The following is a 24,524-nucleotide window of genomic DNA, read 5'->3' on the forward strand; positions in this document are numbered from 1 at the left end:
TGGGAAGGACCGACTGCGCACGCTCCGCCTGATCAGCGGCCGTGATCAGCAGCCCGGACCCGGCAAGCAGGGCTGGGCGCCGCCCCGTGCACCAAGCCGCGGATCACGGCCGGCCAGCCCGAGATGTGCCGCCGCCCATGACCTGCCGTCTGGCCCCGGGGGTCGCGAACCCGTCACCGTCCCCGGAAGTCGCCTCCTCCGGACACTGGACACCAGTCGGGCAAATGGTATGTCCTTTACACCGGTGTCGCGGGCAGCCTGAGGAACGCAGCGACCCCACACGACAGCCATCCCACCGGCACGACGACGTGGCCGGCCGCGAGATCACGGAGGATCCATGGGAGAAGCGCTGGTCGGCAGTCTCACCCAGGTATTTCAGCTCCAGACGCTGTTGCTGATGCTGGTGGGTATCGCGCTCGGGTTCGCGGTCGGGATCCTGCCCGGCCTCGGTGGTGCGGTCACGCTCGCGCTGATGTTGCCGTTCACGGTCGGTCTCGAGCCGGTCCAGGCGTTCGCGTTCCTGCTCGGGATGCTCGCCGTGACCTCGACGGCGGGTGACATCACCTCGGTGCTGTTCGGCGTGCCGGGCGAGGCGACGTCCGCGGCGACGGTGCTCGACGGGCACCCGATGACGAAGCGCGGTCAGGCGGGTCGGGCGTTGGGGGCTGTGCTGTCCGCCTCCGCGCTGGGCGCGGCCTTCGGCGCGATCGTGCTGGTGGCGATCATCCCGATCGTCCGGCCGCTGGTGCTGTCGTTCGGGCCCGCCGAGTTCTTCGTCCTCACGGTTCTCGGGCTGACGTTCGTCGTGGCGCTGTCGGGCAAGCAGATGCTGAAGGGCTTGCTGATGGCGACGTTCGGCGTGCTGGTGGCGATGGTGGGGATCGACGCGCAGGAGGGCGTGCCGCGCTACGCGTTCGGCGAGCTCTATCTCTGGGCCGGCATCCCGCTCGTCCCGCTGGTCGTCGGGCTGTTCGGAGGCACCGAGCTTCTGCAGCTGATGCTCAGCAGGCGCAGCATCTCGCGCGCCGAGGCGGAGGTTGCCGCGGCCGGTGCGAGCTCGGCGTCGGGCGACCTGTCCGGGCTGGGACGGGGCGTGCGCGACTCCTTCGCCCACTGGTGGCTCGTGGTCCGCTCGAGCGCGATCGGTGTGGGGGTGGGCATGGTGCCCGGCGTAGGCGGGTCGGTGGCCCAGTTCCTCGCCTACGGCCACGCCCAGCAGACCTCCAAGCACCCCGAGGAATTCGGCAAGGGCTCGATCGAGGGCGTCATCGCCGCGGGTTCGGCCAACAACGCCAAGGACAGCGGTGCGCTGATCCCGACTGTGGCGTTCGGGATTCCCGGCGGTGCCGCCACGGCCGTGCTGCTCAGCGCGTTTCTGGTGGTCGGCCTGGACCCCGGGCCCGAGATGTTGACCTCCGACCTCGACGTGACGCTGTCGATGGCGTGGGTGACCATCCTCGCCAACATCGTTGCGGTCGCCGTCGGTTTCCTGCTCGTCCGGCAGCTCACCCGGCTCACGACCATGCCCGGCACATACATCGTGCCGGCGCTGCTGATGCTCCTGACCATCGGCGCGTTCACCGCCAGCAACAACTTCGGCGACGTGCTCGTGATGCTCGGAGCCGCGGTGATCGGCGTGCTCTGCGTCCGCTGGGACTGGCCGCGCGTCCCGTTCCTGCTGGCGGTGGTGCTCGGCTCGATCGCGGAGCGGTACCTGTTCCTGTCCTACTCCCTCTACGGGTTCGAGTGGCTGACGAGGCCGCTGGTGCTGATCGTGGCGGCGATCATCGTGGTCACCCTCGCCCGCCCGTTGTGGCGACGAAGGCGCTCGACTCGGTCGGCGCAGCTCGAGGAGACGGGAGACCGGCTGTGACCTCGCCGAACCCATTGACCCCGGAAGGCGCACGTCGCACACCGGACCTCGTGTTCACCATCGTCCTGCTGGTGGTCTTCGCCGGAGCGCTGCTGCTGGCCCGGCAGTGGGGGTTCCGCGCTTCGCTGGTCCCGACCCTGGTGGCGAGTGTCGGCGTCGGGCTGAGCGCACTGCACTTGGTCCTGGTGCTCATGGGACGGACCCGCGTCCCGGCGCCGGTACCCGCAGCGGCCGACGGCGAGGCGGACCACGACCCCGCGCACGTGTTCGCCACGGCGGGGGCCGCGAACTGGCGGAGCTCCCTGTTGTGGGTCGCGGGCTTCTTCGCGGCGGTCTACGTCGTCGGCCTGGTCGTCACGACCGTGGTGTTCACCGCCGCGTACCTGCGGCTGAGCGTCCGGGCCGGTTGGCGGTTCTGCGCCATCTACGCCGCGGCAATGGGTCTGCTGCTGTGGCTCGTGTTCGTCGAACTGCTCGCCATCCAGCTCCCGGAAGGACTGTTCGCATGAGAGCCGGAGTTCGTGCCGCCCTGGCCGGCGCGGCGGTCACCTGCCTGCTCGCCGCCGCCGGGTGCGGGGGCAACGGCGAGGGAGCGCCTCCCGCGGAGTTCTTCGCAGGCGAGACCATCGAGTTCGTCGTGCCGTACGAGCCCGGCGGCGGCTACGACCTGTACGCACGCGACATCGCGCCCTACCTCTCCCGGTGCACGGGCAGCGACGTCACCGTGATCAACGAGCCGGGCGCGGGCGGGCTGCTCGCGACGTCCCAGACCGCGGTCGCGGATCCGGACGGGCTGCGCGTCCAGATCATCAACACCGTGGGCGCGGTGAGCGCCGAGCTCGGCCAGGCCGAGGGCCTGAACTTCCACCTGTCGGAGCTCTCCTGGCTGGCCAGGGTCTCGTCCGAGGCGAACGTCGTCGTGGTGGCGTCCGACAGCAGGTTCCGCACGTTCGACGACATGCGCCGCTCGACAGAGCCGGTCAAGTTCGTCTCGACGGGGCCAGGGTCCAACGACTACGTCAACCCGCCCCTGCTGTCCCGGATCTTCGACTTCCCGGTGGACGTCATCACCGGCTTCTCGGGCTCGGGCGAGGCCCGCACCGCCTACCTCCGCGGCGACGCCGACGCCCAGGTCCTCCCGGTCGCCAGCGTGTCGAGCGCGATCCGTGCCGGCGAGATCCGCCCCCTGCTCACGATCGGCGAGACCGACGACGAGCTCTTCACCGACACACCCACCGCGGCCGACCTCCCGCTGCGGACCCCGGAACAGACCCAGATCCTCTCCTCGTTGCTCGACCTGGCCGCGACCAGCCGGACGGTCGCCACGACCCCGGACGTGGAGCCTGCCCGGCTGCAGTTCCTGCGCGACGCGTTCGCCTGCGCGCTCACCGACCCCGAGCTCGTGGCGAAGTCCACGAAGCAGCGCAGGCCGATCGAGTTCCTGCCCGGGGAGGCCACTGCCCGCGCGGTGGACGCGCTGCTCCACTCCGACGCCGCCTTCCAGACGGCGCTGCGCGAGATCACGTAGGGGACCCCGCCATCCGATGGTATAATGGTATGGCCAATACCGAGAGGGGAGCTCAATGCCGTGCACGCGCCTGCGGTGCTTCGTCCGAGGTCCACGGTGAACGCCGGCACCCTCATCATCGGTGCCAGCCAGGCGGGCCTCCAGCTGGCCGTCACGCTCCGCGGGCGGGGTGACACCGCGCCCATCACGCTCATCGGCGACGAGCCGCACGCGCCCTACCAGCGGCCACCGCTCTCGAAGGAGTACCTGGCAGGCGACGCGGACCACAGCTCCGTGGCTCTGCGGACCCCGGCCTGGTACGCGGAGGCGGGCATCACGCTCATCAGCGGTGAGCAGGTCACCGACCTGGCCCTGTCCCCCGGTTCCCACCCCGGCGGAGCGGCGATCACCGCAGCCGGGCGCCAGCTGACCTTCGACCGGCTCGCGCTCACCGTCGGAGCCGGCGCGCGGCGCCTCGACGTGCCGGGCGCGGACCTCGACGGCATCTGCTACCTGCGCGACCTCGACGACGCGACCCGCCTGCGGTCCCAGCTGGCCGACGCGGCGCGGGTGGTCGTCGTCGGCGGCGGATTCATCGGCCTCGAAGCCGCCGCTGCGGCCCGGAGCCAGGGCAAGACCGTCACCGTGGTGGAGGCGGCCGAGCGGCTGATGTGGCGAAACGTCGCGCCGGTCGTCTCGGAGTTCTACCGGCAGGCGCACGAGCGCCGCGGCACGCACGTGCAGCTCTCGGCCACGGTCACGGCCTTCACCGGTGAGGGAGGGCGGGTCCGCGGCGTGGTGCTCGCCGACGGCACCGAGCTGCAGGCGGACGTCGTGGTGGTCGGCATCGGGGTGGTTCCGCGCACCGAGCTTGCCGAGCGGATCGGCCTCGAGTGCGACGGGGGCATCGTCGTCGACGCCCACGCGCGCACCAGCGTGCCCTTCGTCGTCGCGGCGGGCGACTGCACCGCCCGTCCGCATCCGCTCACGGGCGAGGGCCGGGTGCGGCTGGAGTCCGTCCAGAACGCGCAGGCCCAGGCCGCTGTCGCGGCGGCCACGCTGCTCGGGAGCGTCGAAGACCCGCGGAGCGTGCCGTGGTTCTGGTCGAACCAGGGAGATCTGCGCCTGCAGATCGCGGGGCTCTCCTTCGGCTACGACACGGTCGTGGTGCGCGGCACCCCCGACAGCGAGCGCTTCTCCGTCCTCTACTACGAGGACGACCGGCTGCTGGCGGTCGACGCCGTCAACAGCCCAGTCGACTACATGGTGGTGCGCAAGGCACTGGACCGGGGCACCACCATCGACGCAGACAAGGCGGCAGACGCCGCCATCCCGCTGAAGAGCCTGCTCGGCGCCGGCACGGAGGCGGCGGCGTGAGCCCGCGAGAGCTGCTGACGGTGACCCGCACGCAAGGCAACAACGAAGCACTCAAGACCGGCGCGGTGACGCCGCACGGATTCCGCTTCGCGTTCGAGGAGGTGCCCGTCCTCGTCCACGCGTTCCGGCGGATGGTCCGCGGCCTGGAGTTCGACGTGTGCGAGATGGCACTGACGACCTACCTCGTCGCGAAGGCGCACGGAGTGGCGTTCACCGCGGTGCCCGTGTTCCTCGTGCGCGGCTTCCATCACGGTGCGATCCACCGCAGCACGACGTCGGACATCCGCAACCCCAAGGACCTCGAAGGACGCAAGGTCGGGGTGAGCCGTGGTTACACGGTCACCACGGGCGTCTGGGCGCGGTCCGTCCTCCAGGACGAGTACGGCGTCGACCTCAGCACGGTGACGTGGGTGCTGTCCGGCGACGAACACGTCGCGCAGTACCGGCCGCCGGGCAACGTGGTGCCGGTCGAGGCGGGAACGACGCTGGACGAGATGCTCGAACGCGGCGAGCTCGCGGCGGTGATCGGGGCGGGAATCGAGGGCCCCGACGTCACACCGTTGATCCCCGACCCGCTGGAAGCGGGTTTCCGGGCGATGCAGCAGCGCGGCCTCTACCCGATCAACCACCTCGTCGTGATCAAGGACGAGGTGCTCCGGGCACAGCCGGAGGTCGCCACGGAGGTCTTCGACGCGTTCGCCCGCGCGAAGCAGCTCTACGTCGAGCGGCTGCGCAGCGGCACGATCACGAACCCGACGGCGACCGACCGGATGTACGCGCGCGTGATGGAGTCGACGGGTGCCGACCCGCTCCCCCACGGGATCGCACCCAACCGTAAGACGCTGGACGAGCTGCTGCGCAGCGCCGTCGACCAGAAGATCCTGGATCGCCCGCCCGCGATCGAGGAGGTCTTCGCGCAGGGCACGCTCGATCTGACCGCATGAGGAAGGCAGAACACGTGCGCATCGCGATCACGTCCGACCACAACGGCGTCGACCTGAAGGAGCGCCTCGTCAGCTGGCTCGCCGATCACGGGCACGACGTCGACGACAGGGCCTCGCACGTCGGCGACGAGATCGTGGACTACCCGCCGCTGTGCGTGGACGTCTGCCGGCAGGTCATCGACGGGCCCGCCGACCGGGCCATCGTCCTGGGCGGCAGCGGCCAAGGCGAAGCCATCACCTGCAACAAGATCCGCGGCATCCGCGCCGGCCTCTGCCAGGACCTCTTCAGCACCCGGATCTCCCGCGGCAACAACAACTCCAACGTGCTCGTGATCGGCGCCAAGGTCGTCACACCCGAGCTCGCCGTGCAGATCGTCGAGACGTGGCTGGAGACGCCGTTCAAAGGCGGCGTGCATCAGCGGCGGCTGGACCAGATCGCCGCCGTGGAGCTGGGCGAGACGCCCTAGCGTCGGCAGCTCATCCGGCGTCGGCCGGCCGCGCGCCGAAGGGCCGGACGGGGTCGGTGCCGTCCCAGTCCCGGCTCGCGCGCCACATGGCCGTGAAGCCGGCGTCCATCCCGGGCGTGTACTCGATCAGCTCGGTCATCCCGGGCTTGGCGATCCCGCCGTCCATGTAGGCCACGTCCCCGCCGCTCCCCACGCCCGCGCGGAACGCGAGGGTGAGGCCCTTCGCCTCAAGGTCGGCGATGGCCGTGTCGATGTCGTCGGTGCACACGCCGAAGTGGTGGAAGCCGTAGCCGCGCTGCTCCAGCGTCTCCCGGTAGACCGACGGATGGCCGTCCTTCGGCTGGATGAGCTCGATGTTCATGTGGCCCGCGAAGGACATCGCGATCGACACCTCGGCCCGGCTCGGCTCGCCGCGGTAGACCGGATGGCGACCGGTGAACGAGTCGAGCAGGAACCACGGCCCGACGTGCAGCTCCTCGGTCCAGTACGCGATCGACGCCCGGATGTCCTCCACGATGTAGGCCATCTGCATCACGCCGTCGCGTGGCTGGCCGAAACCGAGATCCCCCACAGATCCTCCCTAGTTGCGTCGCAGGTAGCGCGAGATCGTCACGGCCAGCACGAGGGCCGCGCCGTAGAAGAGCTGCTGCGCGTAGTCCTGCGCGCCCAGCAACTGCAGGCCGGCGACGCCGGTGGCGAGGAAGAGGACGGCGATCCCCGTGCCCAGCGCGTTGAACCGGCCGGGCTGGATCGAGGTGGCACCGAGGAAGATCGCCGCGTAGGCCGGGAGCAGGAAGGTGTCGACCGAGGTCGGGCCCGCCGACCCGGTGGTGCCGACGTAGAGCACGCCTGCGAGGGCGGCGATCACGCCGGCGAGGACGAAGGCGCCCCACCGGATGCGGTCGGCCTTGATGCCGCTGAGCACGGCGACCTCCCGGGACTGCCCGACGAACAGCGCCCGCACGCCCAGCGGCGTGTAGGTGGCGACGTACCAGATCGCGAGCATGATCAGCAGGCAGTAGAAGAACTGCACCGGCACGCCGAGGAGGCTGCGCAGGTAGGTCCACTCCGAGAGCTCGGGCGCAACGCCGACGATCGTCGTGGAGTTGGCGACCCAGAAGATCAAGCCGGTGAAGAACGTGCCCGTGCCGAGCGTCATGATGAACGGGCCGGTGTTGAACCGCACCACGAACAGCGCGTTGAGCGCACCGCAGACGGCCCCGATGCCCACGGCCACGAGGCAGGCGAGCGTGATCGGCACGCCGTGGTTGACGTTGAGCACCGCGATGGCGATGGCGGCGAGCCCGCCCACGCCCCCGAGCGACAGGTCGATGTCCCCCACCATCGACGGCAGGAGCGCCGCCAGCGCGAGCATGAACAGGATCGACTGCGATCCCAGGATGTTCGAGACGTTCCCCATCGAGAGGAACCGGTCCGGCGACAGCACCGCGAACACGATGAACAGCACCAGCCATGCCACCGGGAGCGCCGCGCGCTCCGCCCAGCGGCCGAGCCACGTGACGCCACCGCCCCCGTTCCCAGCGGGCCCCCTGGCAGCCGGGCCGCCCTGACGCTTCACCACCTGCGTGCTGCTCATCGTCACGCCCGTCCCACTGTCGAGATGGAGGACTCGCCCGTCGCGGTGGCCGCGCCGTAGACACCGGTCGTGATGGCCTCGGGCGAGATGTCGGAGAGTTCGATCGCGGTCGTCGCCATACCACCGCTGACGATGACGACCCGGTCGCTGACGGCGGCCAGCTCGTCGAAGTCGCTGGAGACCCAGACGACCGACATGCCGCCTTCGGCAGCGCGCTGGATGATCCGGTAGATCTCGGCGCGGGCAGCGACGTCGACACCCTGCGTCGGCTCGTGCAGCAGGAGCAGCTGCGGGCGGATCTCCAGCCACTTCGCCAGCACGACCTTCTGGGCGTTGCCCCCGCTGAGCGTGCCCACGGGCATGGTCGTGCGACGCGGCCGCAGGTCGAGCATCTCGGCCCGCTCGTCGGCGGTGGCCCGGAGCTGCCCGGTGCGCAGGCGACCGCGCTTCCGGAACCGGGAGACGACGAGCAGCATCATGTTCTCGGCCACCGACACCTCCGGCGCGATGGCGTCGCGGCGCCGCTCGGCCGGGATCAGCGCGATGCCCGACGACACCGCCGCGCTGGGGTTCTGCCGGGTGAGCGGGGTGGTCCGGCCGTTCAGCGTGATCTCGCCGCCGGTGGCGGGGCGGGCGCCGAACAGGAGGTACGGCACGTCCTCGGCGCCCGAGCCGATGAGACCGGCGAGGCCGACGACCTCCCCGGGCGCGACGTCGAGGTGGAGACCACGCACCCGGCCGCCGGCCAGCCCGGTGACGTGCAGGCCGGCATCGGGTGACCGGTCGAACTCCCGCCCGGTCGCCGACCGCACCTCGCCGTGCCCGAACGCGTCCTTGGCCGAGGCCGCAGGCCCCACGATGAGCTCGACGATCTCCTCGTCGGTCACGTCGCTCATCCGGGCGCTCGCCGCTACGCGGCCGTCCCGCAGGACGGTCACCCGGTCGGCGATCTCGCGGACGGCAGGCAGGTCGTGGGAGATGAAGACGACGCTCGACCCGGACGCGACCACCGACCGGATCAGGTCGAAGAGGAAGCTCACCTCCTCCTCGGGGAGGAAGACCGTCGGCTCGTCCAGGACCAGAACCGACGACGAGGCGCCCGACCGCGCGCGGTGCTGCTTGAGCTCCTCCGCCGCGCGGGCGATGGCCACCAGGGCCTGGTCGACCGGCGCGAGGCGGTCGACGACCGTCCACGGATCCACCTGCACCCCGTACGAACGGAGCATCTCGGTGGCCCTGCGGGCCTCGTGGCGCCAGCGGATCCGCCAGCGCGAGGACTCCATCCCGTCGACCGTGCCGCCGAGCAGGTTCTCCAGCACCGTCAGCGGCCGGGCGAGCCCGAGGTCCTGGTGCACGAAGCTCAGGCCGATCTCCCGGTAGGTCCCCGGCAGCATCGGCAGCGGCACGTCCACCCCGTCCACGCTCATCCGCGCGCCGGGCTCCGGTTCGTACACACCGGCCATGACCTTCACCAGCGTCGACTTCCCGCAGCCGTTCTCGCCGAGGAGTGCGAGTACCTCGCCGTGATCGACGGTCAGGTCCACATCGGACAGGGCCCGGGTCGCGCCGAACTGCTTCGAGACACTCCGCAGCTCCAAGGCCGTGGTTCCCATCGGGAGTCAGGCTCCGGGGACGTCGAGCCAGAGGCTGCGATAGCCGTCGACGAACGAGTCGCCGAAGCCGAAGTCGGGTGGGGTGAACTCGCCGACGTTGGCGGGCGTCCACAGGCGGTACGGGGAGTAGGCCTGGGCCGCTGGGATCGGTGGCTGCCCAGCGACCACGCGGAACAGCTGGTCGGCGCCGGTGTAGGCCATCCATGAGAAGTTGGGGCCCATGTCCGTACCCATCGGGTTCGACGCGTCGGCCATCAGCTTCACGAACTGCTCGTCGCCGCCGAAGGCGTAGGTCTTGGCCGGGACGCGGGAGGCCTTGATCGCCGGGAGCACGAACGGCGTCTGCGCGTCGTAGACCGTGAAGACGGCTCGGATGTCCGGGTTGCGGACGAGCGCGGACCGGACCGCACCGGACAGGTCGGTCGCGTAGGACGGGATCGGCACGTTGATCGACTCGACGCCGCACTCCTTGCAGAGGCGGGCGAACTCGTCCTTGACGGTCTGCTCCATGCCGATGGACGGCGGGTTCTCGTTCGACGTGATGACGAGCGCGTCGATGGCGTTGCCGTTGGCGTCGACGAGGGCCGCCGCCACGCCCATCCGCATCGCGTCGTTGAACTGGCCGTTGGTCTGGCCCGCGATCAGCGGCGACGCCGCCTCCGAGACGTCGGCCAGGTGCATGTCCACGACCTTCATGCCGGCCTGCTTCGCCGCCTCCATCTGCGGGGCGAGCGCGGCGGGGTCGATGCCACACACCAGCGCGACGCCGTCGAACCCCTGGTTGATCGCGAGGTTCATGCCCTGCACCCACGCGGCGGGGCCGCCGTCGTTCTGGAAGTAGCTGCTCTCGGTCATGCCGACGCTCTTGGCGATCTCCACGACGTCGCGCGCCATGCTGTCGCAACCGGCGAGTTGGCTGCTCACGGGCATCGAGAGGATCTTCTTGCCCGCCAGCCCGGCCACCGAGAACGCGGGACCCTGGGCCGCCCACTCCGGCTGCTCCTGACCCGTGGCGAGCTGCGCCTTCAGCTGGGCGATGGTCTCCGCGGAGACCGCCGTGCCCGGCTGGGAGGAGGCCGCGTCGTTCGCGGCGGGCGCGCAGGCCGCCACGACAAGCGCGATCGCGGCGGCCGGAACGGCGAGCCACCGACGGAGCCGCGGTGATCGGATCACGGGATGAGCCATGGGGTCGTCCTCGTCGTCGGGGGCGCAGAGCACGGGTGATCCGACGCAGGTTGCGAGGCCTGACGCGGATATCGGCGGAACCCTGACTCTCGCGCGAGGGATTGTCAACCGCCTGCCGTACAGCTGTCCGCGACGGCAACACCGTCCGAGACTCCTGTCGTACGCGCATGCGAGCGCGATGGCCGACGTTGACAGGCCACTACGGGATGGATGACGGTCTGCAGAACGGACAGGTGTCCGCTGCAGTCGTCGCAGAGGAGTCGAGAGTGACCGTTTCCTCCACAGCCCCGGCCCCGACGAGGGTCCCCATGGGCTCGGGCGCCATCAACCTGTTCCGGAAGGGGTCGGGCCGCACCGTCGTGGTCCTCCACGCTGCAGGCGGTGCCGGGGCCTGGAACCCGTACCTGGAGCGGCTCTCCGAGCACTTCGACGTGATCGCACCCGACCACCCGGGCTTCGGGCTGTCCGACGAGCTGCCCGAGATCGGCTCGGTACCGCAGCTCGTGCCGCACTACGTGGATCTGCTGGAGAAGCTCGACGTCGACCGGTTCGACCTCGTCGGCGCCTCCTTCGGCGGCTGGGTGGCCGCGGAGCTCGCCAGCAGCGTGCCGGACCGGATCGAGCACCTCGTCCTCATGGCCCCCGCCGGGCTGCACGTGCCGGACGCTCCCCCGGCCGACCTGTTCACGATGTCGCCGCCGGAGATCGTGCGGGCGCTGTTCTACGACAGCGCGATCGCCGACGCCGCGCTGTCCGTGCCTCCGACGCCCGACGCGGCCCAGCAGGCCGCGCGCGACGCGAAGGCGTTCGATCGGTTCGCGCGCGACCCGTTCCTGCACGACCCCGAGCTGCCCGGACGACTACCGCGGATCACCGCGCCGACGCTCGTGCTGGCGGCGGAAGTGGATTCGATCATCCCGCGAGCACACAGCGATGCCTACGCGGCCGCGATCGCGGGAGCCGAACTGCGCGTGGCCGCCGAGTGCGGTCACGCCCTCTACCAGGAGCGTCCCGACTACGTCGCCGAACTGGTGATCGACTTCCTCGGCGGCACCGCCCGCTGAGGATCGCCGCGGCCGGACCGGGGATCCCCGGTCCGGCTGTCGTCGTCTGTGTCAGCTCGCCCTGGGTACCAGGTTCATGTACAGCCAGTCGTGCGCAGGGGCGAGGCCGCCCAGATAGCGCCCGCAGCCCTCGATCACGCCCGGGGCCGAGGTGATGTGCTGCGTCCCGGCGTGCATGTCGCGGAAGTAGCGCTGCATCACGCCCGCGCGCAGCGCTGTGGTGCCCCCCGCCCGGTAGACGGCGACGCTGATCGCCTCCGCCGCCCACGTGGCGTTGTACAGAGCAAGCCGCAGCAGCGTCTTCTGATCCACGCTGAGGGTGGCGCCGGAGTTGATCGTCTCGCTCGCACCGCGCCACGTCTCGTAGACGAAGGAGCGGGCCGCGTGCCAGCGGGCCTCGGCCTCACCGTATGCGGCCTGGAAAGCCAGGCTGTCGGCCATGGTGCCGGGCCGGCCTGCCTTGGAACGGACCAGTCCCGACAGCTCGTCGAGCATCCGGCGCGAGACCCCCAGCGCCCAAGCCGAGTGCCCGATCAGCGCGAAGTGCATGATCCCGAGGGTGAACAGCGAGCCACCGCGCACCGGTGTCTCGGTGGGTCCGGAGTGGGTGAAGGCAGCCGGGACGTAGACGTCCTCGATCGTGTAGTCGATGCTGCCGGTGGCCTTGAGGCCCAGCACGTCCCAGTTGTCGATCAACTCGGCCTTGTCGACGGGGAGCACGAAGATCAGTGGCTCCCCGGTCTCCTTCACGATCCCGAGCGTGTGGATCCACTGCGCGTGCTTGATGCCGGAGGCGAAGCTCCACGATCCCGACAGCCGGTAGCCGTCGCCGTCCCGCACGGCGGTGCCCGGTCGGGTGCCCTGGCCCGCGACAACCGGGAAGCGCGCCCCCTGGAACATCTCCGCCACCGCCGCGTCGCCCAGGTAGGCACCGCCGGTACCCGTGGCGAGCGACGCGGCCATGACGACCCAGCCGGTGGACGGGTCGGCCTCGGTGAGGGCCTGCACGGCCTCGAGCGAGGAGACGGGGTCGAGCTCGACGCCGCCGAGCGAGGCCGGGACCCACATGCCGAAGAGGCCCTTGTCGTGCAGGGCGTCGACCACCGGGTCGGTGAGCTGCCCCGTGGCCTCGCCGGCGGCGCTGTTCTCACGCACCAGTGGCTGGAGCTCACGGGCGGCGGCCACCAGATCGGTGGGCCGGTCGGCGCCGTCGGCACGGCCGAGCACCGAGGGTGCTGTCGTCATTGATTGCTCCTCTTCTCGTGTGCGGGAACATCGGGCGACGGCGCGCTCGGCGCCACTGGCCGTTCTCGGGCCGTCGGTCAGTGCACGACCCGGAGCGCGGCCACCGGGCAGACGGACGCCCCGTGTGCCGCGGCTGACGTGAGCTCCTCCGGTACGTCCTGACCGTCGAAGCGGTAGATGAGTTCGCCTTCCTCGTCGAGCTCGAAGACCTCCGAGGCCTGGCCCGCGCACAGGCCGTGGCCCTCACAGCGGTCGTGGTCGACGAGAATCCGCACGTCAGGCGCCCGTCTCGACCGTCACCGGGAGGGTTCCGAATGCGCGGATCAGGTTGTTGAGGGCGCGCTCGGGCGTGCCGACGTGGAACCGCGTGACGGACCGGGCGAGCGCGGCGAGGAGCGACTCGGTCTCCATCCGAGCGAGGCCCTGTCCGGCGCAGCCGTGTTCGCCGATCCCGAAACCGAGCTGGTGGACCGCGTCCCTGCGGGTGACGTCGAACTCGTCGGGGCGCTCGAACTTGCGCTCGTCGCGGTTGGCCGACGCGTAGATCACCAGGATGCGCGACCCGCCCGGAATCGGGACGCCGCCGATCTCCGTGTCGTTCTCGGCCAGCCTGCCGAACGCGCGGATCGGCGACTCGAAGCGGACCACCTCGTTGACCGCGTTCGGGATCAGACCGGGATCGGATCGGATGAGGTCCCACTGGTCGGGGTGCTGCGCGAACAGCCACACCGCGCTGCCGACGGCACTGATCGTGGTGTCGAGCGAGGGGGCGAGGTAGTCGAGCATCAGCATCATGCACTGCTCGGTGGTGACTTCGCCCTGGTCGCGGGCCTCGAGGACGCCGGCGCCGAGGCTGCCGGGCAGGACGTTGCCGGTGCGGACGATCTCCGCGCCGTAGGCGGCCATCTCGCCGCACTTGGGCATCGCTCGCTGCGCCCGCGCGTTCATCGGCCCGAACGAGTCGAAGTTGGCTCCGGCCCACTCCAGCAGGTGCTCGCGGCCCTCCTGGGGCCAGCCGATGAAGTCGGGCACGATCGACAGCGGCAGCGCGCGGGCAAGGTCGGAGACGGCGTCGAACGACCCGCGCTGCACCAGTCCCGCCACCAGCTCGTCGGCCCGCTCCGTGACGAGCTCGCGCATCGGGCGCAGGGCCCGGGGCGTCAGCCGGTGCGCCACCACCTTGCGCAGCTGGGAGTGCAGGTCCCCGTCGCTGGCGAGCGTGCAGCCGAGGATCGCCTGGTTCGCCGGCTCGTTGAGCGCGATCCCGTTCGCCGACCGGAAGGTGTCGCTGTCCATGAGGACGGCCCGCGCCTCGGCGTACCGCGCCACCGCGAACGCGCCGTGCTGCTCGAGCCAGACCGCCGGCCCCAGCTCCCGCAGCGCCCGGTAGTGCTCGTACGGCTCGAGGAGTACCTGGTCCTCGTAGATGTCCGCTCCGTACGTCGGGGCAGCGGTCGTCGTCATGTTGCGAGGTCCGTCCTTCCGGAGCAGGGCTGTCACCCACAGGGCTGGTCAGTGGACACTTGTCCGCCTTGCGGACACGATCCGGACGATGCCTGACGGCTCGAACCAATGTCAAGGACCGCTGACGAGCGGCGGAAAACGGTCAAACCGGAACAAACCCGCAGCGCTCCGCACGGGTCCGCTCGGGGCGTTCGTCAGGAGGCGGCCGGCGGAATCTTCCGCGAGGCACCCGGCAGGTGCGCGTAGTCGGCGCTGATGTCCGCTGCGGCCCGCAACAGGAGTGGCAGGTGCGCATCGAGCAGGCGATCCACCGACGTCTCCGCCGCGTGGGTGTTGACGTTGATGCTGGCGACGACCCCGCCTGAACCGTCCCGCAGCGGGGCGGCAACCGACCTGATGCCGGGGGCGAGCTGTTCGTCGGTGAGCGCCCATCCGCGGGCGCGCACCTCGCGAAGCTCCGCATCCCGCTCCGCCCGGTCGGGCTGCCAGCGCGCCGTCAGCCCGGACCGTGTGGGCTCGGCAAGAACCCGGTCCAGCTCGTCGACGGGCAGGGCCGCGAGCAGGATCTTGCCGAGCGAGGTCGGCAGCGCCGGAAACCTCGTGCCGATCTGCACCGACAACGCCACGATCTTCGGCACCGCCACCCGCGCCACGTACACGATGTCCGAGCCGTCGAGCTGCGCGATCGAGCACGACTCGTTCGTGGCAGTGACCAGCCGTTCCATGTGCGGGCGGGCCGTGTGCCACAAGCCGAGCGAACGGACGTACGCGACACCGAGCTCCAGCACGCGCGGAGTCAGCTCGAAGCCGGCGTGCCGGATGCGGACATAACCCAGCTCTTCCAGCGTCAGCAGGATGCGCCGCGCAGTCGGCCGCGCCAGCCCCGTGGCCGTGGCGACCTCCGTGAGCGACATCGCAGCGCGCCCCGGCCGGAACGCGGCGATCACGTCGAGCCCGCGGGCGAGCGCCTCGATGAAGTCCGGTCCGGTGCCGGTCCGCGCCATGGCGTGACCCCCGCTCGACGTGGCGTTGCGCCAGGGTAACCGCCTCCGGCAAGTGGACATTTCACCCGACGTCCGACAAGCGGACGAACGTCCGTGAATGATCTTGATGAACGAGCGGGCAGCCGCCGCCTCGACGATCAGCCGGAAGTACGACCCGCGGCCCTCACCACCGGCCGTTGGACCGATCCGAGCCCGCTCCCCTGTCACCAGACTGATCATCACGAACGGGCATCCGGCCCGTTCAGAGCGGTGAGGCGAGGTTGACGGTACTGATGTCCTCCAGGCTGCTGCCCGGATTGCTCGCAGTGTTCGGTGGCGTACTGCTCGCCGTCGTCCTGCTCGTGCCCTTCGTCTTCCGCAGCTATCGGCGGCGGGGCGAACTGGGCCTCGGTGCAGCACTCCTCGCTCTGGCCTTCCTCGTCTACGGGCTCGCGCTCGTCGCCTACACGCTCTTCCCCGTTCCCCAGATCGACGACGCCTGGTGCGTCGCGCACCCGGCGTCGGCGGATCTGCAGTGGGATCCGCTGCGCTTCCTCGGTGACATCGCGAAGGAGCAGCGGGAACCGGGTGTGGGCGGGCTGCTCGCGAACCCGGCAGTGCAGCAGGTGATGTTCAACGTTGCGCTGTTCGTTCCGCTCGGCGCCTACCTTCGCCACTACTTCCCGCACCGCCTGGTGCGCCACCGCGCTGCCGCCGTGGTCTTGACCGGGTTCGGGGTATCGCTGCTGATCGAGTGCACCCAGCTCACCGGGAACTGGTTCCTGGTCCCGTGCCCCTACCGGCTGTTCGATGTGGACGATCTGCTCGCGAACACCCTCGGCACGGCGTTCGGGCTTCTGTTCGCCCCGCTCCTGGGCCTGCTGCACAGGCCGGACGCCATCGCGTCGGCAGACGTCGCCCGCCCGGTCACGACCAGGCGCCGCCTGCTGGGCATGCTGGTGGACGCCGTCTCGGTCTTCCTACTGGGCGCATGCCTCACCACCGCCCTGATCATCGTGGCCGAGTACGGCTTGGGCGTCAGGGTGAACGCGCAGCCGTGGGGCCCACTGGTGAGCTCCGCCCTCAGCGCGTGGCTGCCGGCCGTGCTCCTGCTGGCCGTCCCGTCGTTCGGTGAGGGCAGCGCGACGCTGGGCCAGCGTGCGGTACGGCTGCGCCGGATCCGCGCGGACGGTGCTCGACCGGGCAGGCAGGTCATTCCCGCGCTGCTGTGCGGCGGCTTCGGCTACTTCCTCCTGTCCGGACTCGGCTCCATCGTTCCCGCCGCGAGCCAACTGTCCGGCTTCCTGCTCGTGGCCTGCGTCCTTGCCGCCTGGCGCAGCCGCTCCCATCGCGGTCTGTCCGGGCTGGCGTCCGGGCTGCTCGTCATCGACTCACGCACCCGACCTGCGGCCGACACCCCGGCCGCGTTCACGTCCACCGAGAAGGAGATGTTCCGATGACCATCGACAACACGTTCACCGCCGCAGCCACCGCTGCTGTTCAGAACCCCCAGCAGATCTGGGGACCCGTGGTCGCCGCCGTGCTGGTGATCGCCATGCTCGCGTACGTCATTTTCTTCCTCGCCGCGCTCGTCAGCATCCTGGGGAGCCGCCAGAGCGGCGGGATGAAACTGGTCTGGATCATCTTCGCCTTCTGCGCGCCGTTCCTCGGCCCGGTGCTGTGGTTCCTCGTCGGACGCAAACAGGAAGCCTTCACGTAGGCGGTACGTCGACGGTGGTCGTCGCACGCAGGTCCCGGCTGGAGCGCCCGGCACGCAACCGGTAGCGTCCGGCCGGCGTGCGCCAGCCGGGCCCGTCCACGTCCCAGACCTGGAACGCCCGCGACGGCACGGCGACCTGTACCGACGCCCGCTCGCCAGGAGCCACCTCGGCTCCGGTGAACCCGCCCAGCCACTGCACGGGCCGTCGCGGATCGGCCGCCGGCGGCTCCAGGTACACCTGGACGACCTCGCGGGACGGCCGCTCCGCGACGTTGGCGATCTCGACGGCGACGATCACACCGGCGCTCTCCGACCACGCTCCGGCCGTCGCCTCGCCGTACTCCCAAGCGCCGTACCCGAGGCCGAAGCCGAACTCCCGAGCCGGGCTCCGCCCCAGGCGGTCCCACGCCCGGTGCCCGACGTCCGTCCCCTCCGAGTAGTGCACGACGCCGTCGACGGGCACGGCGTCGGGCACCGGAACGTCCTCGGCGCTCGCGGGCAAGGTCCACGGGAGCCGGCCGCTGGGCTCGACAGCACCGACGAGCACGTCGGCGAGAGCAGCGGCCCCCTCCTGCCCGGGCAGCCACCACCACAGCACAGCCGGCACCTCGTCCAGCCACGGCAGGAGCACCGGGGCTCCCGCGTTCACCACGACGACGGTGCGCGGGTTGGCGGCCGCGACCCGGCGGACGAGCTCGTCCTGCGCTCCCGGGAGCGCGAGGTCGCGCCGGTCCCAACCCTCGGACTCGACCTCCGGATTGGTGCCCACCACGACGACCGCCAGGTCAGCGGCCCGCGCTGCCTGCACGGCGGCCGTCAGATCGTCACCGGCCGGGGCTTTCGACGGAGGCCGGTGGCGCACCTCGAGGCGGGCGAACCGGCCGAAGCCCGCGGCGTCGACCACCTGCAGCGTCGCGGTCACGGGCACCGTGGCCGCGGAGGCCACGTCCACGGGGTGGCTGGTCCCGGCCGGGTGGCCTGCGGAGCCGTCGAGCACGACCTCGCTGCCCGCGCGGTGATCGCTCGCACTGACAAGGTCCTGGCCGACGTACGCGCGGTGGGCCCCGACGACACACAGTTCGACGACGTGGCGTCCCGGTTCCGCCGGCCGGAGATCGGCGCCGACGGTGACCTCCGCGGTGCCGGTCGGCAACGCGCGCACCCAGCCGTCCCACGGTGCATCGTGGTGGCGTTCCTCCAGCACCGCACCCACGGCGTCCAGCGCGCGCACGGTGAAGCCGCCGGGCACCACGTCGTGCAGAGCGAGGGGGACGTGGCGCCGCGTCGCGCCCCCGGGATGCGCGGTGACCTCTGCCGTGGGGAACGCCTCGCGCAACGCGGCCGGCAGGTCGGGCTGGTGCGGCGCGACGACGTGCGCGCTACCGCCGCCCTGCACGAACGGATCGAGCGCGTTGTCACCGATCAGAGCGATCGTGCGCACTCCTTCGGCCGCGACCGGGAGCAGCGCGTCCTCGTTGCGCAGGACGACGGTGGACCGGGCGGCCACGGACCGCAGCAGCCCACGCACCTCGGGGGCGTCCGACTCCGGGAGGCCGCCGGGAACGCGATAGGGCTCCACCTGACCAGGACGGCCGGAGAGCGCACCTGCCCGCTGCGCCACCGCGAGCACCCTGGCGACCTTGTCGTCCACAACGGACTCGGGCACGCGGCCCGACCGCACGGCGGCGAGCAGGGCCTCACCCCAGGGACCGCCCGGCCCGGGCATGACGAGGTCCAGGCCCGCCAGCGCCGACTCCTCGGTGGTCGTCGTCGCCTGCCAGTCGCTCATGACCAGTCCCTCGAAGCCCCACTCCTGCTTGAGGATCGAGGTGAGCAGGCCATGATGCTCCGTTGCGGGAGCCGACTCGGTGCCGTCGTCGAGACCGTTGTAGGCGGCCATCACGGTCCAGACCCCCGCGTCGAGCACGACCCGCTCGAAGGGGGCGAGGTAGACCTCGCGCAGCGTGCGCCGGTCGATCCGCGCGATGTAGGAGGTGCGGTCGGTCTCCGACTCGTTGCCGAGGTAGTGCTTCACGCAGGCACCGACGCCGGCGGCCTGGACGGCCCGCACGAAGGCGACCGCCATGCGACCGGTGAGCACCGGGTCCTCGGAGAAGCACTCGAAATGGCGACCTCCCACCGGCGTGCGCTGGAGGTTCACCACCGGGGCGAGCACGACGTCCACCTGCTTGCGCCGCGCCTCACCGGCCATCAGCACTCCGAGAGCCCCGAGCACCTCCTCGTCCCACGTTGCGGCCATGGCGCTGGGGGCGGGCATCTGCGCCGACCGCAGCGAGTCGCCGGTACCTCGCACCCCGATGGGACCGTCGGAGACCGCCAGGCTGCGCAGCCCGATCGACGGCAGCTCGTGCAGGGTCCACGCGGTGGCACCGGTCAACAGCCGCACACGGTCCTCGATCGCGAGAGCCGCCACAAGACGCCGCATCTCGTCGACGAGCGCCCGTTGTGGTGGGACGGTGGAATCGGCCGTCATGTAGTGCTCCGTCCTGCTCGGCATCGAGACCGTCAGGAAGGGTACCTACACGTACTACGCTCTCCGACGGTTCAGTTGTCGCGTCGTGTTGCGCTGGGCGGTATCCACGAAGGACACCAATGGCCGAGGGTCCGGTCTTTTCGGATCCAACGTACGCAACGGATCTTCACCGCGAACGAAATCAAACCAAGCAGGAGAAGCAAGGTGTTATCCTTGACGAGTTGTCACACCTTGCCTACGCTCCCCCTTCGCCAACACCCATCTAGTCGATTCCAAAATCCGACGAAAACCGAATTAATGTTAACGGCTACGTTAACTGTTCGTGTCGCACAGCGGCCCGCGCATCCGTCGACCATCCCATCCAGCCGAGCCCGCCGAATCCGTCCGAAAGGCAAGTCGAGTGCACACAAGCCTGCGCATCAAACTGGGATTGGTCACGTTGAGTGCCGTTGCGCTGACTTCCTGTGGCCTGGTGCAGACCGCGCCTCCGCCGGCGGTCGCACCGGCTCTACCCGCAGCGCCTGTTGCTCCCGCACCGATCCAGTCCGGGCAGGGCTCGGACACGTCCGGAGGCGGCTCCCAGGGTTCAACATCGCTCGGACAGCGCAGCTCAGAGGGGGGCTACTGGCCCACGACGCTCCAGGTGGGCCAGAACGGCAGCCTCGGCAACGTAGTGGTGGACGGCCAGGGTTTCACGCTCTACCGATTCGACAAGGACACGGCCAACCCGTCGAGATCGAATTGCACGGGCCAATGTGCCGTCACCTGGCCCCCGGTACTGACGAAGAACACGATTAGCTTCCGGAATCTGAACGCCAACGCACTCGGCGCTATTCAGCGCCCGGATGGCACGCAGCAGGTGACCCTCGGCGGATGGCCGCTCTACCGCTACAGCCAGGACCAGGTTCCCGGCCAGGCGACAGGACAGGGAGTGGGCGGAACCTGGTTCGCTGCCGCCCCCAACGGCTCGAAGGCCGGCAGCTGAAACAGTAGGCATCGGGAAACAACATGGCCCCTCACATCACGGTGACCGTGCATTCCGCGGATCCATTGGCACAAGCCGGCGCAGTCAGCCATCTTCGGCATCAGCCCGCCTTGGAAGTGGTCGATCCGTCGACCCCGCCCAACGGCGACTCGGTGGCCCTCGTGCTGACCCACCGGGTCGACGAACTCGCCGTCGTCGAACTGCGCCGATTGACCCGGGAATCGGGCCGACGCGTGGTGTTGGTCACCGATCAATTGCGGGAACCCGAGCTGATGGCCGTGTTGGAGTGCGGGGTGCGCACCATCGTGTGGCGCGCCGAGGCCACCCAGAGCCGGCTGATCGGAGCGGTCCGCTCGGCCGCGCGTGGCGACTCCAAGCTGCCTCCCGATCTGCTCGGACAGCTGATCGCCCATGTCGGCCGATCGCAACGGACCGCGCCGCACTCGGCGTCAACGGCACCGCCTGTCGGCCTGGCACCACGAGAGGTCGACGTGCTCAGGCTCGTCGCCGACGGCCTGGACACCCACCAGATCGCGGAGAAGCTCGCCTACTCGGAGCGCACCATCAAGAACGTGCTCTACGGGGTGATGTCCCGCCTGCAGTTGCGCAACCGGGCTCACGCGGTGGCCTATGCCCTCCGCGAGGGCTACATCTGATGCGCCGCACCACCGAGACATCTCGACTAGAAGCACCTGACACGCTTCAGGAGACCGGGCAGTGATCCACGAGATCGACGACGCGCTCCGGTCCCTGATCGGAACACGTGCCCTGCCGGGCGTGATCACCGACATCGAGTTCGCCGCGCCCACCAGGAACTGGGCGGCCCGGCGGAACTCACCGACCGTCAACGTCTACCTCTACGACATCCGCGAGGAGGTCGGCAGGCGTGAGCGGGGCGCGGTCCCGGTCCGCAACGAGGACGGCCGGGTCGTGGGCAGGCGGCAGCCACCACGCTGGTTCCGGCTCTCCTACCTCGTGACGGCGTGGACAACGCGGCCGGAGGACGAGCATCGCCTGCTCTCGGCACTGCTCATCCTGCTGCTGCAACACGAGATCCTCCCGGCCGAGGACCTGACCGGAGCACTGAGGGACCTCAACCTGTCGATTCCGATGACGGTCGCGGTGCCGCCCCCTGAGTCGCGCTCGCTCGCCGACCTGTGGTCCGCCCTCGGGGGCGAGCTGAAACCATCGCTCGACGTCGTCGTGGTCGCGCCGTTCACCGCCTCTCCCGAGTACCGGGTCGGACCGCCGGTTGTCGAAGAGACCATCGAGGTGCGCGAACCCACCGGCGCGGTCGTCGATTCGGCAACGCGCAGCTATCGAGATCGCACGCCGTGACCACCGCCGATCCAGCCGTCCCGCTGCTGCATCGGGTGGACCTGCTGCACGCTCGGGCCTCGGGTCTCGTCCGCCAGCGCAGTGCGGGCGAGGCCGCCACCAATGACCCGCTGCGCGGGCTGTACCTGTCCCCGGAGGTTGCGCTGCAGTGGGCGCACCGGCCCCCACCCGGCAGCGAGGTCGCGGACGGCGACCACGACGACGGGTACGACGCCGTCATGGAACCCACCGACGCGCCTGAAGACCGGTTGAGCGCGCTGATCCCGCGATTCTCTCTGTCGGTGCTGGACCTGCACATCCTTCTGACCGCGCTCGCCCCGGACGTCGACCGTCGGTTCGAGCCCCTCTACGCGTTCCTGAACGACGACGTCTCGCGGCGCCGGGCGACCGTCTCCGTTGCTCTGGAGCTCGTCGGGCTGGGCCCGCACCACAGGTTCGCCCGCGCCCGCGTCCACCCTGCCGGGCCGCTGGTGCGAGGCGGCCTGCTGACCGTTGAGGACGACAGGGATCGGCCACTGCCCGGCCGGGCGCTGCGCGTTCCCGAGCGGGTCGTCGCCCACCTGCTCGGCGACGACGTGCTGGACGAAGGGCTGCTCAGCACTGTGACCCAACCACCGCCGCCCGCGGAGGGGCTCGAACCGGCGGCGGACTCGTTCGAGGTCCAGCTGGGCCGGCTGCTCACCGCGGCCCCGGTCGTCGTGCACCTGCGCGAACGGCGGCCTGCCACCGGCGCGGCCGTGGCGGTGGACGCGCTGCAGCATTTCGGACACACCGTCCTGCGCTGCGACCTGCCGCCCGCCACGGACGCCACACAGGCCTCCGACGTGATCCCGGTTCTGGTGCGGGAAGCCCGGTTGCGTGGCGCGGCGCTCGTCATCAGCCCACTGCCGGAACACCCGAACCGCATTCTGCGCGCGCTGGAGGACGTCGGGGTTCCGGTGGTCCTGGTCGATGCCAGGCCGTTCGATCCACAATGGGCGACGGCCGCGGTCGCGTTGTCGCTCGATGTCCCGCCCGGTGACCTGGCATCGGTGCAGCACTGGGCCGACGAGTTGGGCGAGGACGCCGACGTGCGTGATCTCGCCGCCACCGTCGCGCCGTTCCGGCTCGGCCGCGACCATGTTCGCCGGGCCGTCCGGTCCGCTCGTGCACTGGCGGCACTCGACACCGCGCCGGTGAGCACCGTCCACATCCAGCACGGCGCGCGCCAGCAGTCGGCGCCGTTGCTCAGCCAGCACGCCCGTCAGGTGAATCCCGAGGTCGGCTGGGCGGACCTGGTGCTTCCCGAGGAGCCGCTGCAGCAGTTGCGCGAACTGGTGCTGCGGGCCAGACAACGCGACCGGGTGCTGCGCGACTGGCGACTGCGTCCCGGCGGCGGGCGCGGGCGAGGAGTGGCGGCCCTCTTCGCCGGCGACTCGGGTACGGGAAAGACCCTGTCGGCCGAGGTGGTGGCCGGCGAGTTGGGCGTCGTGCTCTACGTGGTGGATCTGTCCTCAGTGGTCGACAAGTACATCGGCGAGACCGAGAAGAACCTCGAACGCATCTTCGCCGAGGCCGACCGCACCGACTCGGTGCTGCTGTTCGACGAGGCCGACGCCATCTTCGGCAAACGCTCGGAGGTGAAGGACTCCCACGACCGGTACGCCAACCTCGAGAGCGCCTTCCTCCTCCAGCGGCTGGAGTCCTTCGACGGCGTCGCCGTGCTCACCACGAACCTGCGGGCCAACATCGACGAAGCGTTCACACGCCGGCTCGACCTCGTCGTGGACTTCCCGTTCCCTGATCCGGCGTTGCGTACGGAGCTGTGGCGTCAGTGCCTGGCGCACGCACCGTGCATGCCGGGTCTGGACCTGGAGGCACTCGGGGAACGGTACGAGCTGTCCGGCGGCGGGATCCGTAGCGCTGCGGTCACCGCTGCCTACATCGCCGCAGGTCGCGAGGAGCCCATCTCCGACGCCGACGCGTTTCTCGGGGCCCAACGCGAGTACCAGAAGATGGGCCGGGTCGTCTGGTGAGCCGCTGGTGCCGGGCGGGGAGTGCCCGGCACCGCCGTCATCCGTGACGGTGACGATTGGCCGTGATCGACCGTGCGGTTGCCTCGGCCTCCCGCTCGAACCGGTCGTCGGGGTGGCTCACCCGCAGTCCGTCGCCGTTGTCGGTGCCGGCCACCGGACCCTGTCGTTGCTGGACGACGTGGGCCAGCTCGTGGGCGAGGGTGTGGTCGTCGAGATTTCCGGCCGACACGATCTTGTTGCCCGAGGTGTAGGCGATCGAACTCATCTCCCGCGCCGACTTCTGCGCGGCTCCGTCGCTGAGCAGCCGGACATCTCCGAAGTCCGTCCCGAACGCGGACTCCATGTTGCGCCGCACCCCCGGATCGAGTGGACGACCCGGCGAGGCCAGCACGTCGTGCACCGACGACCGCTGCACCGGCTGCGGCTCCGCCGAGTGCTCACCCGCGGACCCCGCCACGTCGGCCTCGTCGCGCGCCTCGTCGGCAGCGAGCCACTGTGTGACCGCCGCGTTTCCCGCCAGGCGCTGCAGCGCGAGCATCCGGGAGGAGACGGTGTCTGCGCCCGGCTCCGCCTTCGGGGAACGCGCCGTGGGCCTGACACGGGCGGCGTCACGGGCTTCGCGCTCCGCCGCGCCGTTCGCTTCCGCACGCATG

General features: G+C 70.6%; 23 protein-coding genes. 13 read left to right on the plus strand and 10 right to left on the minus strand.

What is annotated here, in order from left to right:
* Positions 1-337: 337 nt before the first annotated feature.
* From ACQPZQ_RS32840 to ACQPZQ_RS32865, 6 genes are all read left to right on the plus strand, one after another.
* Entirely contained in the window at positions 338-1,873 is a 1,536-nt protein-coding gene (locus ACQPZQ_RS32840) for a tripartite tricarboxylate transporter permease (RefSeq protein ID WP_433287281.1), read from the plus strand.
* Positions 1,870-2,382, plus strand: coding sequence for a tripartite tricarboxylate transporter TctB family protein (locus ACQPZQ_RS32845; RefSeq protein WP_433287282.1), 513 nt, complete (start codon positions 1,870-1,872; stop codon positions 2,380-2,382). Before ACQPZQ_RS32840 ends, ACQPZQ_RS32845 begins: the two co-directional genes overlap by 4 nt.
* Complete coding sequence (locus ACQPZQ_RS32850) at positions 2,379-3,401, plus strand: Bug family tripartite tricarboxylate transporter substrate binding protein (protein ID WP_433287284.1); 1,023 nt, start codon at positions 2,379-2,381, stop codon at positions 3,399-3,401. The genes ACQPZQ_RS32845 and ACQPZQ_RS32850 overlap by 4 nt, the downstream gene beginning before the upstream one ends.
* Positions 3,402-3,497: 96 nt before the next feature.
* Positions 3,498-4,757 carry an NAD(P)/FAD-dependent oxidoreductase gene (locus tag ACQPZQ_RS32855; RefSeq protein WP_433287285.1) on the plus strand — a complete coding sequence of 420 codons (1,260 nt, stop codon included), beginning with the start codon at positions 3,498-3,500 and terminating at the stop codon, positions 4,755-4,757.
* Positions 4,754-5,701 carry a hypothetical protein gene (locus ACQPZQ_RS32860; RefSeq protein ID WP_433287287.1) on the plus strand — a complete coding sequence of 316 codons (948 nt, stop codon included), beginning with the start codon at positions 4,754-4,756 and terminating at the stop codon, positions 5,699-5,701. The genes ACQPZQ_RS32855 and ACQPZQ_RS32860 overlap by 4 nt, the downstream gene beginning before the upstream one ends.
* A complete protein-coding gene (locus tag ACQPZQ_RS32865; RefSeq protein WP_433287289.1) occupies positions 5,698-6,168 on the plus strand; it encodes an RpiB/LacA/LacB family sugar-phosphate isomerase in 471 nt (156 codons plus the stop codon). The genes ACQPZQ_RS32860 and ACQPZQ_RS32865 overlap by 4 nt, the downstream gene beginning before the upstream one ends.
* A gap of 10 nt (positions 6,169-6,178) precedes the next feature.
* On the opposite strand, the gene ACQPZQ_RS32870 is transcribed toward ACQPZQ_RS32865, so the two are convergent.
* Genes ACQPZQ_RS32870 through ACQPZQ_RS32885 form a run of 4 tightly spaced genes read right to left on the minus strand, consistent with a single transcriptional unit; the run spans position 6,179 to position 10,563 of the window.
* A complete protein-coding gene (locus ACQPZQ_RS32870; RefSeq protein ID WP_433287291.1) occupies positions 6,179-6,739 on the minus strand; it encodes a VOC family protein in 561 nt (186 codons plus the stop codon).
* 9 nt (positions 6,740-6,748) lie between these two features.
* On the minus strand, positions 6,749-7,765 hold the full coding sequence (locus tag ACQPZQ_RS32875; protein ID WP_433287293.1) for an ABC transporter permease: 1,017 nt from the start codon (positions 7,763-7,765) through the stop codon (positions 6,749-6,751).
* 2 nt (positions 7,766-7,767) lie between these two features.
* A complete protein-coding gene (locus ACQPZQ_RS32880) occupies positions 7,768-9,378 on the minus strand; it encodes a sugar ABC transporter ATP-binding protein (protein ID WP_433287295.1) in 1,611 nt (536 codons plus the stop codon).
* Between the two features lie 6 nt (positions 9,379-9,384).
* Positions 9,385-10,563 carry a sugar ABC transporter substrate-binding protein gene (locus ACQPZQ_RS32885; RefSeq protein ID WP_433287297.1) on the minus strand — a complete coding sequence of 393 codons (1,179 nt, stop codon included), beginning with the start codon at positions 10,561-10,563 and terminating at the stop codon, positions 9,385-9,387.
* A gap of 266 nt (positions 10,564-10,829) precedes the next feature.
* On the opposite strand from ACQPZQ_RS32885, the gene ACQPZQ_RS32890 reads away from it, so the two are divergent.
* Positions 10,830-11,627 carry an alpha/beta fold hydrolase gene (locus ACQPZQ_RS32890; protein WP_433287299.1) on the plus strand — a complete coding sequence of 266 codons (798 nt, stop codon included), beginning with the start codon at positions 10,830-10,832 and terminating at the stop codon, positions 11,625-11,627.
* Between the two features lie 51 nt (positions 11,628-11,678).
* On the opposite strand, the gene ACQPZQ_RS32895 is transcribed toward ACQPZQ_RS32890, so the two are convergent.
* From ACQPZQ_RS32895 to ACQPZQ_RS32910, 4 genes are all read right to left on the minus strand, one after another.
* Positions 11,679-12,872 carry an acyl-CoA dehydrogenase family protein gene (locus tag ACQPZQ_RS32895; protein ID WP_433287301.1) on the minus strand — a complete coding sequence of 398 codons (1,194 nt, stop codon included), beginning with the start codon at positions 12,870-12,872 and terminating at the stop codon, positions 11,679-11,681.
* 77 nt (positions 12,873-12,949) lie between these two features.
* The gene (locus ACQPZQ_RS32900; protein WP_433287303.1) at positions 12,950-13,147 is read right to left on the minus strand and encodes a ferredoxin; all 198 of its coding nucleotides are present in this window, start codon (positions 13,145-13,147) and stop codon (positions 12,950-12,952) included.
* A gap of 1 nt (position 13,148) precedes the next feature.
* Complete coding sequence (locus ACQPZQ_RS32905; RefSeq protein ID WP_433287305.1) at positions 13,149-14,336, minus strand: cytochrome P450; 1,188 nt, start codon at positions 14,334-14,336, stop codon at positions 13,149-13,151.
* A gap of 194 nt (positions 14,337-14,530) precedes the next feature.
* Entirely contained in the window at positions 14,531-15,340 is an 810-nt protein-coding gene (locus ACQPZQ_RS32910) for an IclR family transcriptional regulator domain-containing protein (protein ID WP_433287307.1), read from the minus strand.
* 272 nt (positions 15,341-15,612) lie between these two features.
* Between ACQPZQ_RS32910 and ACQPZQ_RS32915 the strand changes: the two genes are divergently transcribed.
* Together ACQPZQ_RS32915 and ACQPZQ_RS32920 are read left to right on the plus strand one after the other, a co-directional pair.
* Positions 15,613-16,779 (plus strand): VanZ family protein, encoded by a 1,167-nt coding sequence (locus ACQPZQ_RS32915; protein WP_433287309.1) that lies wholly within the window; start codon positions 15,613-15,615, stop codon positions 16,777-16,779.
* On the plus strand, positions 16,776-17,039 hold the full coding sequence (locus ACQPZQ_RS32920; RefSeq protein ID WP_433287311.1) for a PLD nuclease N-terminal domain-containing protein: 264 nt from the start codon (positions 16,776-16,778) through the stop codon (positions 17,037-17,039). The genes ACQPZQ_RS32915 and ACQPZQ_RS32920 overlap by 4 nt, the downstream gene beginning before the upstream one ends.
* On the opposite strand, the gene ACQPZQ_RS32925 is transcribed toward ACQPZQ_RS32920, so the two are convergent.
* The gene (locus ACQPZQ_RS32925) at positions 17,032-19,533 is read right to left on the minus strand and encodes a beta-glucosidase family protein (RefSeq protein WP_433287313.1); all 2,502 of its coding nucleotides are present in this window, start codon (positions 19,531-19,533) and stop codon (positions 17,032-17,034) included. The genes ACQPZQ_RS32920 and ACQPZQ_RS32925 overlap by 8 nt on opposite strands.
* 643 nt (positions 19,534-20,176) lie before the next feature.
* On the opposite strand from ACQPZQ_RS32925, the gene ACQPZQ_RS32930 reads away from it, so the two are divergent.
* The 4 genes from ACQPZQ_RS32930 (at position 20,177) to ACQPZQ_RS32945 (ending at position 23,871) form a co-directional block, all read left to right on the plus strand.
* On the plus strand, positions 20,177-20,518 hold the full coding sequence (locus tag ACQPZQ_RS32930; RefSeq protein ID WP_433287315.1) for a COG4315 family predicted lipoprotein: 342 nt from the start codon (positions 20,177-20,179) through the stop codon (positions 20,516-20,518).
* A gap of 116 nt (positions 20,519-20,634) precedes the next feature.
* Positions 20,635-21,174: a helix-turn-helix transcriptional regulator gene (locus tag ACQPZQ_RS32935; protein WP_433299477.1), complete on the plus strand. Its 540-nt coding sequence runs from the start codon at positions 20,635-20,637 to the stop codon at positions 21,172-21,174.
* Positions 21,175-21,235: 61 nt separating this feature from the next.
* The gene (locus ACQPZQ_RS32940) at positions 21,236-21,856 is read left to right on the plus strand and encodes a DUF4255 domain-containing protein (RefSeq protein ID WP_433287316.1); all 621 of its coding nucleotides are present in this window, start codon (positions 21,236-21,238) and stop codon (positions 21,854-21,856) included.
* Positions 21,853-23,871, plus strand: a complete 2,019-nt coding sequence (locus tag ACQPZQ_RS32945) for an AAA family ATPase (protein WP_433287318.1) — start codon at positions 21,853-21,855, stop codon at positions 23,869-23,871. The genes ACQPZQ_RS32940 and ACQPZQ_RS32945 overlap by 4 nt, the downstream gene beginning before the upstream one ends.
* A 37-nt stretch (positions 23,872-23,908) precedes the next feature.
* Here ACQPZQ_RS32945 and ACQPZQ_RS32950 read toward each other — a convergent pair whose 3' ends face one another.
* Complete coding sequence (locus ACQPZQ_RS32950; protein ID WP_433287320.1) at positions 23,909-24,523, minus strand: eCIS core domain-containing protein; 615 nt, start codon at positions 24,521-24,523, stop codon at positions 23,909-23,911.
* Position 24,524 lies beyond the last annotated feature (1 nt).

The organism is Pseudonocardia sp. CA-142604, from assembly GCF_050948475.1.
Lineage (GTDB): Bacteria > Actinomycetota > Actinomycetes > Mycobacteriales > Pseudonocardiaceae > Pseudonocardia > Pseudonocardia alaniniphila.

What these genes read in the sequence shown, in the direction of transcription:
- ACQPZQ_RS32840 (WP_433287281.1), top strand. Translation starts at nt 338, where the DNA reads ATGGGAGAAGCGCTGGTCGGCAGTCTCACCCAGGTATTTCAGCTCCAG.
- ACQPZQ_RS32850 (WP_433287284.1), top strand. Translation starts at nt 2,379, where the DNA reads ATGAGAGCCGGAGTTCGTGCCGCCCTGGCCGGCGCGGCGGTCACCTGC.
- ACQPZQ_RS32865 (WP_433287289.1), top strand. Translation starts at nt 5,698, where the DNA reads ATGAGGAAGGCAGAACACGTGCGCATCGCGATCACGTCCGACCACAAC.
- ACQPZQ_RS32875 (WP_433287293.1), bottom strand. Translation starts at nt 7,765, where the DNA reads ATGAGCAGCACGCAGGTGGTGAAGCGTCAGGGCGGCCCGGCTGCCAGG.
- ACQPZQ_RS32880 (WP_433287295.1), bottom strand. Translation starts at nt 9,378, where the DNA reads ATGGGAACCACGGCCTTGGAGCTGCGGAGTGTCTCGAAGCAGTTCGGC.
- ACQPZQ_RS32885 (WP_433287297.1), bottom strand. Translation starts at nt 10,563, where the DNA reads ATGGCTCATCCCGTGATCCGATCACCGCGGCTCCGTCGGTGGCTCGCC.
- ACQPZQ_RS32895 (WP_433287301.1), bottom strand. Translation starts at nt 12,872, where the DNA reads ATGACGACAGCACCCTCGGTGCTCGGCCGTGCCGACGGCGCCGACCGG.
- ACQPZQ_RS32905 (WP_433287305.1), bottom strand. Translation starts at nt 14,336, where the DNA reads ATGACGACGACCGCTGCCCCGACGTACGGAGCGGACATCTACGAGGAC.
- ACQPZQ_RS32910 (WP_433287307.1), bottom strand. Translation starts at nt 15,340, where the DNA reads ATGGCGCGGACCGGCACCGGACCGGACTTCATCGAGGCGCTCGCCCGC.
- ACQPZQ_RS32915 (WP_433287309.1), top strand. Translation starts at nt 15,613, where the DNA reads ATGTCCTCCAGGCTGCTGCCCGGATTGCTCGCAGTGTTCGGTGGCGTA.
- ACQPZQ_RS32920 (WP_433287311.1), top strand. Translation starts at nt 16,776, where the DNA reads ATGACCATCGACAACACGTTCACCGCCGCAGCCACCGCTGCTGTTCAG.
- ACQPZQ_RS32925 (WP_433287313.1), bottom strand. Translation starts at nt 19,533, where the DNA reads ATGACGGCCGATTCCACCGTCCCACCACAACGGGCGCTCGTCGACGAG.
- ACQPZQ_RS32950 (WP_433287320.1), bottom strand. Translation starts at nt 24,523, where the DNA reads ATGCGTGCGGAAGCGAACGGCGCGGCGGAGCGCGAAGCCCGTGACGCC.